Annotated in this window: 18 protein-coding genes and 1 riboswitch; of the genes, 9 read left to right on the plus strand and 9 right to left on the minus strand. The window is 71.0% G+C overall.

Annotated features, from left to right (window positions below; all coding sequences use genetic code 11):
- The first annotated feature begins 10 nt into the window (after positions 1 to 10).
- The 3 genes from D4739_RS04425 to D4739_RS17300 all read left to right on the plus strand — a co-directional run bounded on the left by D4739_RS04425 (position 11) and on the right by D4739_RS17300 (position 1450).
- The gene (locus D4739_RS04425; RefSeq protein ID WP_120059438.1) at positions 11 to 847 is read left to right on the plus strand and encodes a sulfurtransferase; all 837 of its coding nucleotides are present in this window, start codon (positions 11 to 13) and stop codon (positions 845 to 847) included.
- Positions 847 to 1188 (plus strand): hypothetical protein, encoded by a 342-nt coding sequence (locus D4739_RS04430; RefSeq protein WP_120059439.1) that lies wholly within the window; start codon positions 847 to 849, stop codon positions 1186 to 1188. The genes D4739_RS04425 and D4739_RS04430 overlap by 1 nt, the downstream gene beginning before the upstream one ends.
- 130 nt (positions 1189 to 1318) lie before the next feature.
- Positions 1319 to 1450, plus strand: coding sequence for a hypothetical protein (locus D4739_RS17300; RefSeq protein WP_274380465.1), 132 nt, complete (start codon positions 1319 to 1321; stop codon positions 1448 to 1450).
- 12 nt (positions 1451 to 1462) lie between these two features.
- On the opposite strand, the gene D4739_RS04435 is transcribed toward D4739_RS17300, so the two are convergent.
- Positions 1463 to 2260, minus strand: coding sequence for a maleylpyruvate isomerase family mycothiol-dependent enzyme (locus D4739_RS04435; RefSeq protein WP_120059440.1), 798 nt, complete (start codon positions 2258 to 2260; stop codon positions 1463 to 1465).
- Between the two features lie 116 nt (positions 2261 to 2376).
- Between D4739_RS04435 and D4739_RS04440 the strand changes: the two genes are divergently transcribed.
- From D4739_RS04440 to D4739_RS04460, 5 genes are read left to right on the plus strand one after another with little or no spacing between them, the layout of a single operon-like run.
- Complete coding sequence (locus D4739_RS04440; protein WP_120059441.1) at positions 2377 to 3543, plus strand: efflux RND transporter periplasmic adaptor subunit; 1167 nt, start codon at positions 2377 to 2379, stop codon at positions 3541 to 3543.
- Positions 3540 to 4229: an ABC transporter ATP-binding protein gene (locus tag D4739_RS04445; RefSeq protein ID WP_120059442.1), complete on the plus strand. Its 690-nt coding sequence runs from the start codon at positions 3540 to 3542 to the stop codon at positions 4227 to 4229. The genes D4739_RS04440 and D4739_RS04445 overlap by 4 nt, the downstream gene beginning before the upstream one ends.
- Positions 4226 to 5449, plus strand: coding sequence for an ABC transporter permease (locus D4739_RS04450; protein WP_120059443.1), 1224 nt, complete (start codon positions 4226 to 4228; stop codon positions 5447 to 5449). Before D4739_RS04445 ends, D4739_RS04450 begins: the two co-directional genes overlap by 4 nt.
- 19 nt (positions 5450 to 5468) lie before the next feature.
- Positions 5469 to 6263 carry a hypothetical protein gene (locus D4739_RS04455; protein ID WP_120059444.1) on the plus strand — a complete coding sequence of 265 codons (795 nt, stop codon included), beginning with the start codon at positions 5469 to 5471 and terminating at the stop codon, positions 6261 to 6263.
- The gene (locus D4739_RS04460) at positions 6260 to 7909 is read left to right on the plus strand and encodes an efflux RND transporter periplasmic adaptor subunit (RefSeq protein ID WP_120059445.1); all 1650 of its coding nucleotides are present in this window, start codon (positions 6260 to 6262) and stop codon (positions 7907 to 7909) included. Before D4739_RS04455 ends, D4739_RS04460 begins: the two co-directional genes overlap by 4 nt.
- A 7-nt stretch (positions 7910 to 7916) precedes the next feature.
- Here the strand turns inward: D4739_RS04460 and D4739_RS04465 are convergent, their stop codons facing one another.
- On the minus strand, positions 7917 to 8423 hold the full coding sequence (locus D4739_RS04465; protein WP_120059446.1) for a winged helix-turn-helix transcriptional regulator: 507 nt from the start codon (positions 8421 to 8423) through the stop codon (positions 7917 to 7919).
- 59 nt (positions 8424 to 8482) lie between these two features.
- Here D4739_RS04465 and D4739_RS04470 point away from each other — a divergent pair, with 59 nt between their 5' ends.
- Complete coding sequence (locus D4739_RS04470) at positions 8483 to 10642, plus strand: MMPL family transporter (RefSeq protein ID WP_120059447.1); 2160 nt, start codon at positions 8483 to 8485, stop codon at positions 10640 to 10642.
- 13 nt (positions 10643 to 10655) lie between these two features.
- Here D4739_RS04470 and D4739_RS04475 read toward each other — a convergent pair whose 3' ends face one another.
- Genes D4739_RS04475 through D4739_RS04505 form a run of 7 tightly spaced genes read right to left on the minus strand, consistent with a single transcriptional unit; the run spans position 10656 to position 14869 of the window.
- The gene (locus D4739_RS04475; protein WP_120059448.1) at positions 10656 to 11084 is read right to left on the minus strand and encodes a hypothetical protein; all 429 of its coding nucleotides are present in this window, start codon (positions 11082 to 11084) and stop codon (positions 10656 to 10658) included.
- On the minus strand, positions 11081 to 12145 hold the full coding sequence (locus tag D4739_RS04480; RefSeq protein ID WP_120059449.1) for a serine/threonine-protein kinase: 1065 nt from the start codon (positions 12143 to 12145) through the stop codon (positions 11081 to 11083). The genes D4739_RS04475 and D4739_RS04480 overlap by 4 nt, the downstream gene beginning before the upstream one ends.
- Positions 12146 to 12154: 9 nt before the next feature.
- Positions 12155 to 12880 carry an acyltransferase gene (locus D4739_RS04485; RefSeq protein WP_120059450.1) on the minus strand — a complete coding sequence of 242 codons (726 nt, stop codon included), beginning with the start codon at positions 12878 to 12880 and terminating at the stop codon, positions 12155 to 12157.
- A 42-nt stretch (positions 12881 to 12922) separates the two neighbouring features.
- Positions 12923 to 13522 carry a TetR/AcrR family transcriptional regulator gene (locus D4739_RS04490; protein ID WP_120059451.1) on the minus strand — a complete coding sequence of 200 codons (600 nt, stop codon included), beginning with the start codon at positions 13520 to 13522 and terminating at the stop codon, positions 12923 to 12925.
- Between the two features lie 26 nt (positions 13523 to 13548).
- Positions 13549 to 13923 (minus strand): hypothetical protein, encoded by a 375-nt coding sequence (locus D4739_RS04495; protein ID WP_120059452.1) that lies wholly within the window; start codon positions 13921 to 13923, stop codon positions 13549 to 13551.
- Positions 13920 to 14690 carry a CbtA family protein gene (locus D4739_RS04500; RefSeq protein ID WP_120059453.1) on the minus strand — a complete coding sequence of 257 codons (771 nt, stop codon included), beginning with the start codon at positions 14688 to 14690 and terminating at the stop codon, positions 13920 to 13922. The genes D4739_RS04495 and D4739_RS04500 overlap by 4 nt, the downstream gene beginning before the upstream one ends.
- Positions 14690 to 14869, minus strand: coding sequence for a CbtB domain-containing protein (locus D4739_RS04505; protein ID WP_220699228.1), 180 nt, complete (start codon positions 14867 to 14869; stop codon positions 14690 to 14692). The genes D4739_RS04500 and D4739_RS04505 overlap by 1 nt, the downstream gene beginning before the upstream one ends.
- Before the next feature lie 25 nt (positions 14870 to 14894).
- Positions 14895 to 15060: riboswitch (cobalamin riboswitch) on the minus strand.
- Positions 15061 to 15248 lie beyond the last annotated feature (188 nt).

Below are 15248 nucleotides of genomic sequence, written 5' to 3' on the forward strand. Positions count from 1 at the left end.
GAGGAACCCCATGGCCCGCACCGACGTACTCGTCGAAGCCGCCTGGCTGGAGGCCCACCTCGATGAGGCCGGCCTCGTCGTCATCGAGGTCGACGAGGACACCGCAGCCCACGGCATCGCCCACATCCCGGGCGCGATCCAGCTCGACTGGCGCCGCGACCTGCAGCACCCGCAGCGCCGCGACGTCATCGACCGCGCCGGCTTCGAGGCGCTGCTCTCCGCCAAGGGCGTCTCCAACGACGACACCGTCGTGCTGTACGGCGGCGACAACAACTGGTTCGCCGCGTATGCGTACTGGTACTTCAAGATCTACGGACACCGTGACGTCCGCCTGCTCGACGGTGGCCGGAAGAAGTGGGAGCTCGACCGCCGCCCGCTCGAAGGTGCCCCGGTCACGCGGCCCACGACGTCGTACGTCGCACAGGAGGCCGACCTGTCGATCCGCGCCTTCCGCGATGACGTCATCAACGCCATCGGCACGACGCCGATCCTCGACGTGCGCTCCCCCGCGGAGTTCAGCGGCGAGATCCTCGCCCCCGCGCACTTCCCGCAGGAGCAGCCGCAGGTGCGCGGCCACGTCCCCACCGCGGTCAACGTCCCCTGGGCGAAGTCGGCAGCCGACGACGGGACGTTCCGCCCCGACGCCGAGCTCCGCGAGCTGTACGCCGAGGTGCTCAGCCCCGCGGCGCCCGGAAGCGACGAGGTGATCGCCTACTGCCGCATCGGCGAGCGGAGCGCGCACACCTGGTTCGTCCTGCGCGAGCTGCTCGGCGTCCCGAACGTGCGCAACTACGACGGCTCCTGGGTCGAGTACGGCTCGCTCATCGGTGCACCTGTGGAGGTCTGATGTCCGCGAGTCCGACGGCCCGTCCGCGCCGCCACCTCATGGATCCGGCACGCCCGGTCCGACTGGTCAACGATGTCTCGCTGACCAGGGTTCAGCAGTGGGTGGCGTCGGTCCTGACCGTGACCACCGTCGGTCACCTTGCCGTCGGGCTCGTCGTCGCGGCCTTCGCACTGCCAGCAGGGCACACCGGAGGTCGTGCGGGGTTGGCGGTGATCGCCGGCGCGTTCGGCATGCTCGGAGTTGCCGGGGCGCTGGCGATTCACCGCCGCCCGATCATCAGCCCGTGGTTGCTCTGCGGCTTCCTGCCGGGGGCGGTCGGACTGGCGCTCGTCGCGCGGTGAGGCGAGGCGGGAGGCAGGCCCATCTTCGTGGAACACACCACACTCCTGCCCGCGTCACGAATCCGCTGGAGAGCCGTTGTTCCTGTAACGGCCGCGCACTCGGGCGCGGCCCGGACCACGAGGATCCACCATGACCGTCATCCCCGAACGCCTTCGACCGCCGACGACGCGAGCCGACGAGCAGCCCGACGAGCGGCTGGGCCTGGCGCTGGTGCTCGCGATCATCCTGCTCATCGTGGCCTGCAGCTTCCTGCTGGCCTGACGCTCCACCGGCTCAGGGCGTGACGGCGAGCCCTGCCGCGACCTGACGACCCAGGTCCTCGTTGCCCTCGATCGCGACGGCAACCTCCTCCGCCGACCGCCGACCACCCGCGAGGACGATGAACGCCTCACGGTCCAGCGAGATCGTCGTGGTCGGTTCGGCGACCTCCGCCGGCTTTGCGCGGCCGTCGTCCCCGACCAGCACCGTCACCGGTGCGCACCCCTCGACGACGAGCCGGACCGAGTCACCCGGTGCCGCGTCGGTGCGCTTCCCCACGACGTACCCGAGGCTGCGCTGGAAGACCCGGATGACGTGCTCCGCGACGGGTCCGGCAAGCCCACCGGGGCGGCCGGTCGCACGCCGCACGTCCTGCTCGTGCATCCAGATGTCGAAGGGTCGGTTGCTCAGCAGGGTGCGGTTGTCCCAGCCCATCAGCCCGAAGACGTCCGGAGCCGGCGCCGTCGGGTCCGGCGGGGCCAGGAGCAGCTCCGAGTGGCGCGTCGCCGTCGCCAGCGCGATCTCCTCGAGCAGCTCCTCCCGAGTGCGCTCGCGCCGGGCCACGACCCCCTGCTCCGTGTAGGTGCCCATCGGATTGGCCACGTGCGCGGCCTCGCCGATGTCGACCGGCTCGTGCGGCGTGCCGGCGAGGACCCCCTCGAGGTGGGCGATGTGCGCGACGACCGCCGCGACGTCCCACCCGGGCAGGTCGGTCGGCTCGTGCCACTCCGAGGGCTCGATCTCGCGGACGTACGCCGAGAAGTCGGCGACGGCGTTCCACCACAGGTCCACCAGGGGACGAAGGTCAGTCATGGGAGCCATGCCTATCACGCCGGCCAGCACGCGGGGCGGACATCAAGCGGCCGACTCACAGCATCCGCACAGGCCGGCCGAAGGGCTGCCACATCCGGCGCCGACAGGGTCACGGCATGCGATTCCTCAAGGTGCCCTTCGCGACTCCGCGACGGCGACTGATCCTGGCCGCGGCGGCGGTCCTGCTCGCGGGCTGCATCTGGTTCCTGTGGCCCTCCGACGCCCGGACCGCCTCGACCACCGTCACGGCCGAGGCCACATCGTCCACCATCAAGGACACCGTGACCGGCTCCGGAACCCTCGAGGCAGCCCGCTCCGAGGACCTGTCGTTCGCGTCCAGCGGCACGGTGACCGCGGTGAACGTGAAGACCGGCGACCGGGTGAAGAAGGGCGATGTCCTCGCCAGGATCGACACCGCGTCCCTCCAGGCGGCGCTGACTTCCGCCCAGGCCCAGCTCGACTCCGCAGAGACCACGGCGGCCAACGACGGCAGCGAGACAGCCTCACGCCGGGCGGCCAACACGGCGGCCGTCGCCAGCGCCCGGGCCGGCGTGGCCGAGGCACAGGATGCGCTCGACGCAGCCACGCTGAAGGCGCCGTTCACCGCAATGGTGGCGACCGTCGACATCGCGGTCGGTGACCAGGTCAGCGCGTCCAGCGGTGCCCCGACAGGATCGGCCGGATCGACCGGGACCACCGCCGCGATCACGGTGATGACGCCCCGCTCGTTCGTGGTCACCGCCGACGTCAGCGCCGATGACGTCGCCCGGCTCACGACCACGATGCAGGCCGAGGTCACACCCGCCGGCGCGACCGACCCCCTCTACGGAACCGTCACGGCGGTCGGCAAGGTGGCAGAGGTGTCCGACTCCGGCACCGCGACCTTCCCGGTGACCGTCACGCTGACCGGCAAGCAGGACGACCTCTACGCCGGCACGAGCGTCGACGTCGCCATCACGGTCTCCAGCCGTGACGACGTCCTCACGGTGCCCACAGCGGCAGTCACCACCGAGGGCGACGCAACGTACGTCCAGAAGGTCAGCGACGGCTCCACGACGAAGACGGAGGTCGAGATCGGCGAGACCTACGGACCGACCACCGAGATCGTGTCCGGCCTGGCGGCGGGCGACACCGTCAGCTACACCCGTGAGACCCGGATGCCGGGCGGCGGAACCGGTGGTGTGACCTTCCCGGGCGGCGGCGAGCTGCCGCCCGGGTTCGAGGGCGGCACGTTCCCGGGTGGCGGAACCTTCGCCGGCGGCAGCCTCGGCGGCGCCCGATGAGCGCGCTGCTGGAGCTCCGCGACGTCCGGAAGATCTACCAGACCGGCACGGTCGAGGTCGCTGCGCTCCGCGGCGTCGACGCCCGGATCTCGGCGGGCGAGTACGTCGCCGTGGTCGGCCCGTCCGGCTCCGGGAAGTCGACGCTGATGCACATCCTCGGCTGCCTCGACGTGCCCACCAGCGGCAGCTACCTGCTGGCCGGCGAGGATGTCTCGACGCTCCCCGAGACGCGGCTCGCCGACGTGCGCAACCGGCTGATCGGCTTCGTCTTCCAGCAGTTCAACCTGCTCCCCAGCCTGCCTGCCTGGCGCAACGTGGAGCTGCCCCTGGTCTACGCAGGGGTTGGCCGGGACGAGCGACGGGAGCGGGCGCTGCAGGCTCTCGACCGGGTCGGCCTGGCCAACCGCGCCGACCACCGCCCGGGTGAGCTCTCCGGCGGTCAGCAGCAACGCGTGGCCATCGCGAGGGCCCTCGTCACCGACCCCGCCCTGGTGCTCGCCGACGAGCCGACCGGCAACCTGGACAGCCAGTCGACCGCCGATGTGCTCGGCCTGCTCGACGAGCTCTCCGCCATGGGTCGCACGATCGTCCTCATCACGCACGAGCACGACGTCGCCGCGCGCGCCCACCGCCAGCTGCTGGTGCGTGACGGCGAGATCGTGCTTCCGGCCGGGAGTCCCGCGTGAACTGGGCGGAGACGATCCGGACCGGTCTCGAGGCGATCCGGCACCACGCGCTCCGGTCGATCCTGACGATGCTCGGCATCATCATCGGCGTCTCCTCGGTCATCCTGACCGTCGGACTCGGGCAGGGCGCGCAGGACCAGGTCGCCGAGCAGATCGACGCCCTCGGCAGCAACCTCCTGGTGGTGTCCCCGGGCAGCACGACGAGCGGCGGGATGCGCGGCGGCTTCGGATCGGCGACCACACTGACGCTCTCCGACGCCACCGCGATCGCTGACGACTCGGTTGCTCCGGATGTCGCCCACGTGGCTCCCGCGACCTCTACCCAGACCTCCCTGGCCAACGGCACGACCAACTGGACCACCTCCCTCGTCGGCACCACCGCAAGCTGGGCCGGTGTCCGCAACCGCGGCCTCGAGGCCGGGCGGTTCTTCACCTCGAAGGAGGTCGAGGCCCACTCGCGTGTGATGGTGATCGGTCCGGACACGGCCGACGAGCTCTTCACCGGCTCCGCGGTCGGTGAGCAGGTCACCGTCGACGGGACGAAGTTCACCGTCATCGGGGTCCTCGCCTCGTCCGGCGGATCGTCGTCGGAGACCAGCCAGGACGACACCGCAGTGGTGCCGCTCGGGGCAGCAGCCGACGTCACCGGCTCAACCGGCACGACGCTCTCGACCATCTACGTCGAGGCGGCCTCCGCCGACCGGCTCTCCGCGGCGTACCAGGAGATCGAGGCGGCGCTCACGAACCTGCACGGCATCACCGGCGCAGCCGAGGCGGACTTCACCATCACCAGCCAGGAGTCGCTGCTCGAGACCGCGAACTCCACCAACGAGACACTCACGGTCCTGCTGGGCGGGGTCGCCGCGATCTCATTGCTGGTCGGCGGCATCGGCGTCATGAACATCATGCTGGTCTCGGTCACCGAGCGCGTGCGCGAGATCGGGCTGCGCAAGGCCCTCGGCGCGACGCCCTCGCTGATCGGGCGACAGTTCCTGATCGAGGCCTCGATCCTCGGCCTGGCCGGCGGACTGGTCGGGGTCGCCGTCGGCGTTGTCGGCGCGTTCGCGCTGCCCCCGCTGATCGGGCAACCCGTCTCCCTCTCGCTCCTGGCCACCGCCGTCGCGGTCGCCACCTCTCTCGCCCTGGGCCTCGGTTTCGGGGTCTACCCCGCGACCCGCGCGGCCCGCCTCACCCCCATCGAAGCCCTCCGCAGCGAATGAACCCTCCAGGAGATTCCCCATGAAGACGCCCCTCGCTCCCACCCTCGCTGCAGCGGCCCTCGCGCTCTGCCTGACCTCGTGCGGCTCCGAGGACCCAGTGGTCAGCAACACCACCGCAGCAGCGGGCCAGGAGGCCGCCGCTCCTCCGATGCGCGAGCAGCCCGGCTCCGGCAAGGTCGCGGCGGTGCAGGGATCGACCGCCCAGGTGCAGGGTGCTGACGGTCAGACCGCGGTCTCGTGGACCAGCTCCACCAACTTCACCCAGCAGGTCACCGGCGCCCTTGCCGACGTCAAGGTCGGCGCCTGCGTGATGGTGATGAGCAGCGCAGCCGCCACCGACGACGCGGCCGCAGTCGCGGCCTCGACGGTCCGGATCACCCCCGCGAGCGACGACGGCACCTGCGAGGCAGGCCCGGGTGGCGCGGGTGGTCCCCGCGGCGAGCGTCCCGCGGGGATGCCCACCGATCGCCCGACCGACCTGCCCAGCGGGATGCCGGACGGCGGCCCGGGTGGTTTCGGCGGGTTCGTCAGCGGCGAGGTCACCGCGGTCAGCGCGACCGGCTTCACGATCGACGCCGTGGCACCTGGGTCCGAGGACACCACCTCGCGCACCGTGACGGTCTCCGGCGACACCGCGTTCACCACGACGGCCACGGCCACGGCCGCCGACGTGAAGGTCGGCGTCTGCGTGACCACCCGCGGTGACACCGACGACACCGGCGCGGTCACGGCGACGTCGATGCAGATCAGTGAGGCTGCCGACGGCACCTGCCTGATGGGCGGCGGCATGCGGCGGATGGGCTCGAACCCGTGAGCGGCCGGGCCCGACGGCGTACGGCGCTGGCGGCTGTCGCCGCGATCGTCGCGCTCGTGATCGGCCTGGTCGCCGCGACCTCGTCGGCGGGGGCGTCCCGCTACCGGACCGCGACAGCGGTGACCGGCGACGTCGAGCAGACGGTGGGGTACGACGGCACGATCGCTGCGTCCCGCCGTCGTGACCTGTCCTTCGGTGCTGGCGGGACCGTCGCCTCGGTCGGGGTCGAGCCGGGCGACAGGGTGAAGGCCGGCCAGGTCCTCGCGCGGCTCGACACCACCGATCTCTCCGCTGCGGTCACGGAGGCGCAGGCTGACCTTGCGGCCGCGAAGGCCACCCTCGAGGACGTCGAGGACGGCCAGGTGGACGCCGTGACCGGGGACGCCTCGACTGCGTCGGCTTCCCCCGCGAGCGCGACCGGTTCCCTGCGCGTGGTGGCAGCCGTCGCCACGCGGAGCACCACCACCCAGGCGGACCAGGCCGCGACCTCGCCCGAGCTGGCCGCCCAGCTCGCGGCCCTCGCGAAGCAGCAGGCCGCGGTGACGTCCTCACAGACGGCGGCCACCGAGGCGATCGCCGCCGCGAAGGACGCACTCGCGGCCCAGACCAGCGCGTGCGCCAGCCCGGAGACGGACCCGACCGGGGCCGTGGGCATCGCCGAGGAGTGCTCTGCCGCACTCGCGGCCGTGCAGGATGCCCAGGAGGTCGTCGCCGCCAGGCAGGAGGCACTCCAGTCCGCCCTCGACGCCCTGTCGTCGACGCTCAACGAAGCAGTCGCTGCACTCGGGAAGTCGACGACCGAACCCGGCGGGCCCACACCGGAGACCCCGGGCGCACCGTCCGGGAAGGCACCCGAGGCTGCACCACAGACCCCCGACGCGCCCAGCGGCAACCAGGGGTCCGGCGACAACTCCAGCCGCAGCGCGACCGCGGCCGACCTGGCCAGTGCTCAGGCCGCGATCGACGTGGCACGCGCCAAGGTCACGCAGGCCGAGGCCGACCTCGACGCCGCCCTGCTCACGGCTCCGTTCGCCGGAACGATCCGAGCGGTCGACATCGCCGCCGGTGACGACGTCGCGACCTCCGACCGCGCGATGGTGCTGATCGGCACCGGCGACACGACCGCGACCGCCAGCGTGCCGGTCGACGATCTTGCCGCCCTCGAGGTCGGCCAGCGGGCCCGGGTGGTCGCTGGCACCGGCGACCCGATCGCGGCGACCGTGTCGAGCATCGGGCTCGCGCCGGAGCCCACCACCGACGGCTCCTCAGCGACCTACCGCGTCACCGTGACCCTCGACGACGAGACGACCGCACCTGAGGGCACCACGGTCCGGGTCGAGGTCGTGACGGAAACGGCCGCGAAGGCAGTCACGGTTCCGGTCTCGGCGGTCACACCCCTCAGTGCCGCGACCGGCACGGTCCGCCTCGTCCAGGGCGAACAGGTCACCCGGACCCGGGTCACCCTCGGTGCGCGCGGCGACACGTCGGTGGCGATCACCGACGGGCTCGCCGCGGGGGACCTCGTCGTGCTCGCCGACCTGGAGGCAGAGCTGCCCAGCGGAGGCACGCAGACGCGATCGACGCTCCGCATCGGAGGCGGCGGCACCATGACCGGTCCCCCACCCGGGATGGGCAGCGTGCGGTGATCGCCGGTCAGCCGAAGAGCGCCTGGATCCGGTCGATGGCGGGGCCGAGCTCCGGGAACGCTTCCTCGTCGAAGCTGGGTCCCTTCAACGGGACGGCATCGCCCGGGCGCACGGGGGCGCCACACTTGTCGCAGCAGACCGTCGGATTGCTGATCTCGCCGCACCCGAGATGGCGCCACAGCACCGGCGGGCCCTCCTGCGCGAACGACCACCTGTCGCCGAACTGCTGCAGCGCGAGCACGACCATGGCGAGGTCGTTGCCCTTCTCGGTGAGCGTGTAGTCGAACCGCGGCGGATTGTCCTGGTACGCCGTCCGGGCGATCACCTCGTGATCGAGCAGCGACTGCAGGCGCTGGGTCAGCACCTTGCGCGAGAGGCCGAGGTTGCGCTGGATCGCGTCGAAACGGGAGATGCCGAGCGCCACGTCGCGCACGATCAGCGAGGTCCACCGGTCGCCGACGACGTCGAGGGTCCGGGCGACCGAGCAGTGCTGGTCTTCGAAGGATCGAGCCATGGATCACACTCTAGGCGAAGTAGGTTCCCAAAGGGAACTCGCCCTGCTACGTTGCCGTCATGTTCGATGGAATCCTGCGGCGCACGTCGTCGCTCACCTGGCGGCATCCCCGTGCGCTGCTCGCCGCGATCCTGCTCTTCGCCGCCGTCGCGGGCTTCTTCGGCCACGACGTCGAGCGGCACCTCTCCGCAGCCGGGTTCGCCGATCCGGCTTCCCCGAGCGAGAAGGCCAGCCGGGTGCTGGCCGACGAGCTCGGCCACTCAGCAGAGCCCGGCCTGGTCGTGCTGGTCCGGCCCGCGGACGGCGACGTGCTCGACGTGGCAGACCCCGCCATCCGCGCGGAAGTGGGACGGCTCGCCGGCCAGGTGGCCAAGGGCGAGTACATCGGGCGCGTGGACAACCCGCTCACCGCACCCGACCCGGCAGCCACCGGTCTGGTCTCGACCACCCCAGACGGCAAGGTGACCTCGCTGGTCCTCGCCGCCTACCTGACCGACCCTGACGTCGAGGACAAGGGCGGCGTCGCCGACGAGTCCGTGCGCAAGCTCGTGAAGTCGGACCTGGTCGACGTCGGTTTCGGTGGCTACGCCCCGAGCTTCAACGAGGTCAACGACCAGACCCGCGAGGACCTCACCAAGGCCGAGCTCATCGCCTTCCCGATCCTCGGCATCCTGCTGCTGCTGGTCTTCCGATCCCTGATCGCGATGTTCATCCCGCTCGTCGTCGGCGGTCTCTCGATCATCGGCACCCTGCTCGCACTGCGCATCATGTCGTCCTTCGTCGACACCTCCCTCTTCGCGCTGAACATCGCCACGGCGCTCTCACTCGGCCTGGCCGTGGACTACGCCTTGCTGATCGTGTCGCGCCACCGCGAGGAGGTGGCGAAGCACGGCTACACGGAGACGGCCCTGCGCAACACGATCTCCTCGGCCGGGCGCACCGTGCTCTTCTCCGGCCTGACGGTGGCGGGTGCGATGACGGCCCTCGTCCTCATGCCCCAGCGTTTCCTCTACTCCATCGGAGTAGCGGGCGGCGTGGTCGGCATCCTCTCGGCAGTCATGGCCGTGCTCGTCGTTCCGGCCGTGCTGGCCTGGCTCGGGCCGAACGTCAACAAGTTCTCGATCCGCACGGGCCCGGCGGTCTCGGATGCGTCGACCGGCTGGCTCCGGCTCGCGCGTGGCGTCATGCGCCGTCCGGTCCTGGTCGCGGTGGCCACGACAGTCGCCCTGCTCACGCTGGCCTGGCCCCTGGCCGACACCCACCTGACCGGCCCGAGCTCACAGGCGGTCCCGCCCGGAGCACAGGCCTACGGCGTCACGCAGTACCTGAACGCGAACTACCCGCGCGCTGTCATGGAGGGCGTCTCCCTCACCGTCACCGGCGAAGTCAGCGACGCCGAGCTCGAGCGGCTGACCCGGGAGGTCGGCGCCGTCGCACACGTCGACGGAGCGGTGCCGCCGTTCCAGCGTGTGTCGGACGACCTCGCCGTGACCACGCTCGCACTCGACGGACCGGCCCTGTCCGAGACCTCCCAGGACGCCGTCCGCGAGATCAAGGACCTCTCCGTCGGCAGCGGGGAGCTGCTGGTGTCCGGCAACACCGCGCGGTTCATCGACCAGAAGGTTTCCCTCGCCCAGAACGCACCCATGGTCGTCGGACTGATCGTGCTGCTCACCCTGGTCCTGCTCTTCCTGCTGACCGGCTCGGTGCTGCTGCCGCTCAAGACGCTGGTCATGAACGCCCTCACACTCTCCGCGGTGCTGGGCATCCTGGTCATCGTCTTCGAGAAGAAGGTGGGCGCCAGCCTGCTCGACTACCCCGGCCCGTATGCCGTCGAGGTGACCAGCATGGTCTTCCTGTTCGTCGTGACCTTCGCACTCGCCACCGACTACGCAGTGCTGGTCATGGCGCGGATCAAGGAGCTGCGCGACGGTGGCATGACGAACGAGGAGGCCGTCGCCCAGGGTGTCGCCCGCACCGGCCGGATCATCAGCGCTGCAGCACTCATGATCGCGGTGGTCTTCGCCGCCTTCGCGGTCAGCCCGGTCTTCTTCATGAAGCAGATCGCGGTCGGCATGGCCCTGGCGGTGATCATCGACGCGACCGTCGTACGCGCACTGCTGGTGCCGTCGCTCATGCGCCTGCTCGGTGAGGCGAACTGGTGGGCGCCGAAGCCGCTGCGGCGGTTCCACGAGCGGTTCGGCATCCGCGAGGGCTGAGCCCCGCGGCGCCTCAGTCGTCCTTCTTGCCCTTGCCCTTGCTCTCGTCGTCATCGCCGTCGTCGTTGCCCTTGCCGGACTTCTCCTCGCCCTGGTTGCCGCCGCCCGACTGGTCAGGCGGGGTGGCGGTCCGGGTGGGCGTGGGCGACGGGGTCACGGCCGGCGGCGGGGTCGGGAGCGCGTTGAGCATCCGCGTCGCCGCGGCGATCACACGGTCGGCATCGGCATGATCGAGATCGCCCGCGGCACGGGCCTCCTCGGTCGAGGTGATCAGGGCGCGCAGCGCGGCACGCGCCTGGCGCCAGTGACCGTCGGCAATGAGCCCGTCGATCGCCTCCAGCTGTGTGCCGAGGGCAGGCACGGCCTCGGCAGGTGTGGGTTCGGCATCGCCGCAGCCACCGAGCAGGAGGACGGTGGCGAGCGCGAACGCGAGGCGCTTCACGGCGTGCTCCCGTGGATCGCCTCGTGCAGGCCGGCGAGCGGCGCCCGCAGATCCGTGCGTACGTCAGTGGGCACGGGCGGCACCATCGGGTTGTCGTCCTCTGCACCTCCGACCACGAACCAGCCAGCGACGAGCGCGATGGCGGCGACCCCGACCCCGGCCATGACCTGGAGGCGCCTGGGCCGGCCCGGCACCTGGAGGGGTGGGGGTTCCCGCAGGACCTGGGTCTCCGTAGCGAGGTCGAAGGGAGCGGTCCGCTCGGCGTCACTCCCGTCCAGGGCGGCGACGACCCGGTCCGCTGTCGGCCGCGCCGATGGGTCAAGAGCGGTCATCGCGGTCAGCAGCTCGACCCAGCGCTCGCCGAGCCCGGACGGGACGAGGGGCGGAGCCTGGAGGCGCGCGTAGACGACCTCGGACGTGGTGCCGCGGAAGGGTCGCTCCCCCGTCAGCGCCTCGAGCAGCATCAGCCCGAGCGAGTAGACGTCAGCAGCCCCGGAGAGGTCGCCTCCACTCACCTGCTCCGGCGCGAGGTACGCCGGCGAGCCGATCGCCTGCCCCATCGCCGTGTGGCGGGTGGCACCGTCGACCAGCTGCGCGATGCCGAAGTCGGCCAGCAGCACCCGGTCGTCATTGCCGAGCAGCACGTTGCCCGGCTTCACGTCACGGTGCACGATGCCCTGCTCGTGCGCATAGGCGAGGGCCGCGGCGACTTCACGGCCGATCCGGGTGACCTCGGCGTGCGCCAGAAGTCCCTCTGCGAAGCGCCGGCTCAGCGTCGTACCGTCGACGAGCTCCATCACCAGGAACATCTGCTCGTCGTTCAGCCCGGCGTCGAGGAGAGTCACGATCCCGGGGTGGCTCAGCCGGGCGACCGTCCGCGCCTCGGTGGCGAACCGGAGCCGGCCCGTCTCGCCCTCCGCCTGCTCGCGCAGAGCCTTCACGGCGACGGGCCGATGGAGCTGCACGTCCGTCGCGCGGTAGACATCGGCCATGCCACCCCGGCCGATGAGCTCCTCGAGGAGGTACCGGTCAGCGACCCGTGACCCGACTTCCCACGTCATGCATCCAGCCTACGGAGTGTCTTCACCACGCCAGGTGACACCCTCACGGATCACCCGGGCGGGGACTCCCGCGACGGCCGTCCGCGGCGGGACCTTCTGGCCGCGGACCATGCTCCGCATGCCGACGACAGCACCGTCACCGATCTCCACGTGGCCGCTGATGATCACGTCGCGCCCGAGCCAGACGTGCCGGCCGAAGCGCACGTGCGCGCCGTACGAGTTGATGCGGGCGCCGGTCTCGACGTCCTCGAGGCGGTGCATGTCGTCGGTGACGATGTAGACGTAGGCCGCCCAGAGCTGGTCGGGCTGGCAGACGATCGAGCCGCCGTTGCGCGCGTCGACGACAGCACCGCGGGTCGCCACGACGCCCTCGTTGAGCACGATCGTGGACTCGCCACCGCAGTAGATGTCGGCGGCGGTCATGAAGGTGTTGGGGCCGATGAAGACAGTCGCGCTGTCGCCACCGATCAGCAGGCTCGAGAACCACTCCATGCCGGTGCCGAGCACGATCAGCACGTCGCGGAACGGGTAGGTCGCCATGACCTCGATCAGCTTCTCGGGCACGGTCATGCCGTCGCGCAGGTAGAGCGCGTTGCCGTGCTCGTGCCACCACTCCGGCAGCGGACCGGTCACGTTGCGAAGCGTGAGGTCGTCGAGGACCTCCGGCAGGACGCCGCTGTTGACCAGGCGCGAGCGGTGCTCGGCGGTCAGCGGCTCGCCGCGGGTCCAGGACATGCCGCTCAGGATACGGGTACGACGCGTCCCCAGCGTCGGTGATCAGCTCGCAGGACCTGCGCGGTCGGCCGCCGCCACGAGCATGTCGACGCAGTGCTCGACCAGCCGGTCGCGGCCGACGTCCAGCGTGCCTCCCAGGAACTGGGTGAACAGGGCCGTCAGCGCACCGACGAGCTCCACGGAGAGCAGCCGCCTGGCGTCCTCGGCGACATCACCCTGGAAGGCCGTGGCGACGAGGTCGAAGAACTCCGGCTGGTGACCGAGTCCGACCTCGACCAGGACCTGCTCCCGATACGGCGCGAGCATGAGCACCCGGCCCTTCTCCGGACTGTCGATCACCAGGCTCACGAAGGCGTCGACGGCCGCCGACGCGAGCGCGCGGTAGTCGCCACCGCTCTCGGCCGCCTCCACCAGCGCAACCCGAGCCTGCGCCGTGACGTCCTCGAAGACCGCGCGGACGAAGTCGTCACGGTTGCCGAAGATCTCGTAGAAGTAGCGCTCCGTCACACCGGTCGAGCGACAGACTGCCCGCACGTTGACAGCACCACCCTCGATCGCGCCGAGCAGCCCGACGCCCGCGTCGAGCATGGCGCGACGGCGTACGGCGTTGCGGTCGGGCTGAGCGTCAGAGGGAGCGGGCACCGGGTCAGGCTAGCGAGTCGGGCCGGTCAACAGGGATCGACTGTCAGCAGCTCGGGACGCTCGCCGATCTTCGCGCGGATCAGCAGCGGCGGCTCGACCACACCGGGGCCACCCGCCTGCACCCAGTCGATCACCGCCTGGGTCTCGCGCGGGAAGAGGATGCGCGCCAGCCAGACGGGCTTCACGCCAGCCGCGCGCTGGGCGGGCGCGGGCGACACGACGACCACGTTGGAGCGCTCACACGCCAGGAGGCACTGCGAGACGACGACCCGGCCGAAGCCGGCAACGCCCTCTCGCAGTGCCTCCAGCTGAGCGTCATGATCGGCGCTCGGGTGCTTGCGTGTGGTGCCGCAGCAGCAGTCACGGCAGACCGTGACTGCTGGCCCGGCAGTGGAGCTCACGCTGCGACGGTCGCCCGGTCCGGCTCGACAGCTGCAGCCTTGCGGCTGACCAGCAGGCCGAAGACCAGGCCGATCACCGCGAAGACGGCCGCGCGCAGGCCGATCGAGGCGATCCGGAAGTCCCACACGATCTGTGCGCCCATGTCGGAGGCGATCGAGTCCGGCGAGTCCGGGATCGCGACCAGCGCGGCCGCGAGCACCACGACGAACGACACGGCAACGATCGAGATCCGGGCAGGGGCGGACAGGTTCTTCTCGGAGAGGAACCTGTCGAACGAGAACGCAGCGATGAGCAGCGCGACCGAGATGATGATCGTGAGCAGGAAGACCAGCTCGCGCTGGTTGACCGAGCCCGGGTCGCCGACGGCCGGCGGGTTGGCCGGGATGGTGAGCATCGGGGCGAGGGCGAACGCGAGGAAGCCGAGCGCCGCGAGCGCCAGCGAGCGACCGAAGTCCGTCGCACCGGGCAGGCGGTGCCGGGTAGCTGCGAAGACGACCGCGAACACCACACCGAACAGCAGGCCGATGATCAGCGCGGTGCCCATGCCGCCGATCACCTGCAGGGTGCGGGAGACCAGCGGGTCCTCGGTGTGAACGTGGCCACCGGCGGCGATGAGCGCCTTCGTCTCCTCGGCACCTCGCGCGTCCTCGACCTTGAGGGCTTGGCGCAGGACCGGCTCGACGACGAGCCAGAGCATCAGCGCGGCGGCGCAGCCCGCAGCAGCTCCGGCCGCAAGTCCGCGGCGGAGCAGGTCACCCAGGCTCATCAGTGACAGGGAACGCCGAGCGCGTGACGCGCGTCGTGCGTGAGCTCGTGGAGGTACTCGGCCTGGCCGGCGCTGAGCAGCGCGCCGTTCTCCTGCGTGAGCAGGTAGAAGGCAAACAGGGCGACGACCGCCAGGGCCCAGGCCCAGGCGGGAACGCGAATCGCGGTGAGGTTGGTCATTGGTGACCCTCTTTCTTCCATTTCCTCGTGGGTGTGTGCCGCAGCCGGTCTCCTGGCTTCCGGATCAACGCCCCACCTCGCCTTCCCAGCCGAAGCCAGTGGCAGGTTGAGGAGGGGCTCCTCGGTCACAGTGGCGAGGACCACGCCGGAATCTCACCGGCTTCCCGTGCACTGCAGCAAGGCCACCTTCTCACGAGAGGGGGTGCAGCTGTCCATGCGATCGGGGGACGGAACGCGTCGTGCACATGTGATGCAGCCCTCCGTCCGGCTTACCTGCCTGTAACCAAAAGTGCACTTGCTCGCTACTCATTGAGTTCACCATGGATCCAACGCCCGGCGAGACCCGCCGGCGCCGACAAAACGGGGGAACCGCGAGTCG

Source organism: Nocardioides cavernaquae (assembly GCF_003600895.1).
GTDB lineage: Bacteria > Actinomycetota > Actinomycetes > Propionibacteriales > Nocardioidaceae > Nocardioides > Nocardioides cavernaquae.

Coding starts and splice junctions, on each gene's coding strand:
- D4739_RS04455 (WP_120059444.1), top strand. CDS start 5,469: ATGAAGACGCCCCTCGCTCCCACCCTCGCTGCAGCGGCCCTCGCGCTC.
- D4739_RS04470 (WP_120059447.1), top strand. CDS start 8,483: ATGTTCGATGGAATCCTGCGGCGCACGTCGTCGCTCACCTGGCGGCAT.
- D4739_RS04480 (WP_120059449.1), bottom strand. CDS start 12,145: ATGACGTGGGAAGTCGGGTCACGGGTCGCTGACCGGTACCTCCTCGAG.
- D4739_RS04440 (WP_120059441.1), top strand. CDS start 2,377: ATGCGATTCCTCAAGGTGCCCTTCGCGACTCCGCGACGGCGACTGATC.
- D4739_RS04505 (WP_220699228.1), bottom strand. CDS start 14,869: ATGACCAACCTCACCGCGATTCGCGTTCCCGCCTGGGCCTGGGCCCTG.
- D4739_RS04430 (WP_120059439.1), top strand. CDS start 847: ATGTCCGCGAGTCCGACGGCCCGTCCGCGCCGCCACCTCATGGATCCG.
- D4739_RS04445 (WP_120059442.1), top strand. CDS start 3,540: ATGAGCGCGCTGCTGGAGCTCCGCGACGTCCGGAAGATCTACCAGACC.
- D4739_RS04465 (WP_120059446.1), bottom strand. CDS start 8,423: ATGGCTCGATCCTTCGAAGACCAGCACTGCTCGGTCGCCCGGACCCTC.
- D4739_RS04485 (WP_120059450.1), bottom strand. CDS start 12,880: ATGTCCTGGACCCGCGGCGAGCCGCTGACCGCCGAGCACCGCTCGCGC.
- D4739_RS04500 (WP_120059453.1), bottom strand. CDS start 14,690: ATGAGCCTGGGTGACCTGCTCCGCCGCGGACTTGCGGCCGGAGCTGCT.
- D4739_RS04425 (WP_120059438.1), top strand. CDS start 11: ATGGCCCGCACCGACGTACTCGTCGAAGCCGCCTGGCTGGAGGCCCAC.
- D4739_RS17300 (WP_274380465.1), top strand. CDS start 1,319: ATGACCGTCATCCCCGAACGCCTTCGACCGCCGACGACGCGAGCCGAC.
- D4739_RS04435 (WP_120059440.1), bottom strand. CDS start 2,260: ATGACTGACCTTCGTCCCCTGGTGGACCTGTGGTGGAACGCCGTCGCC.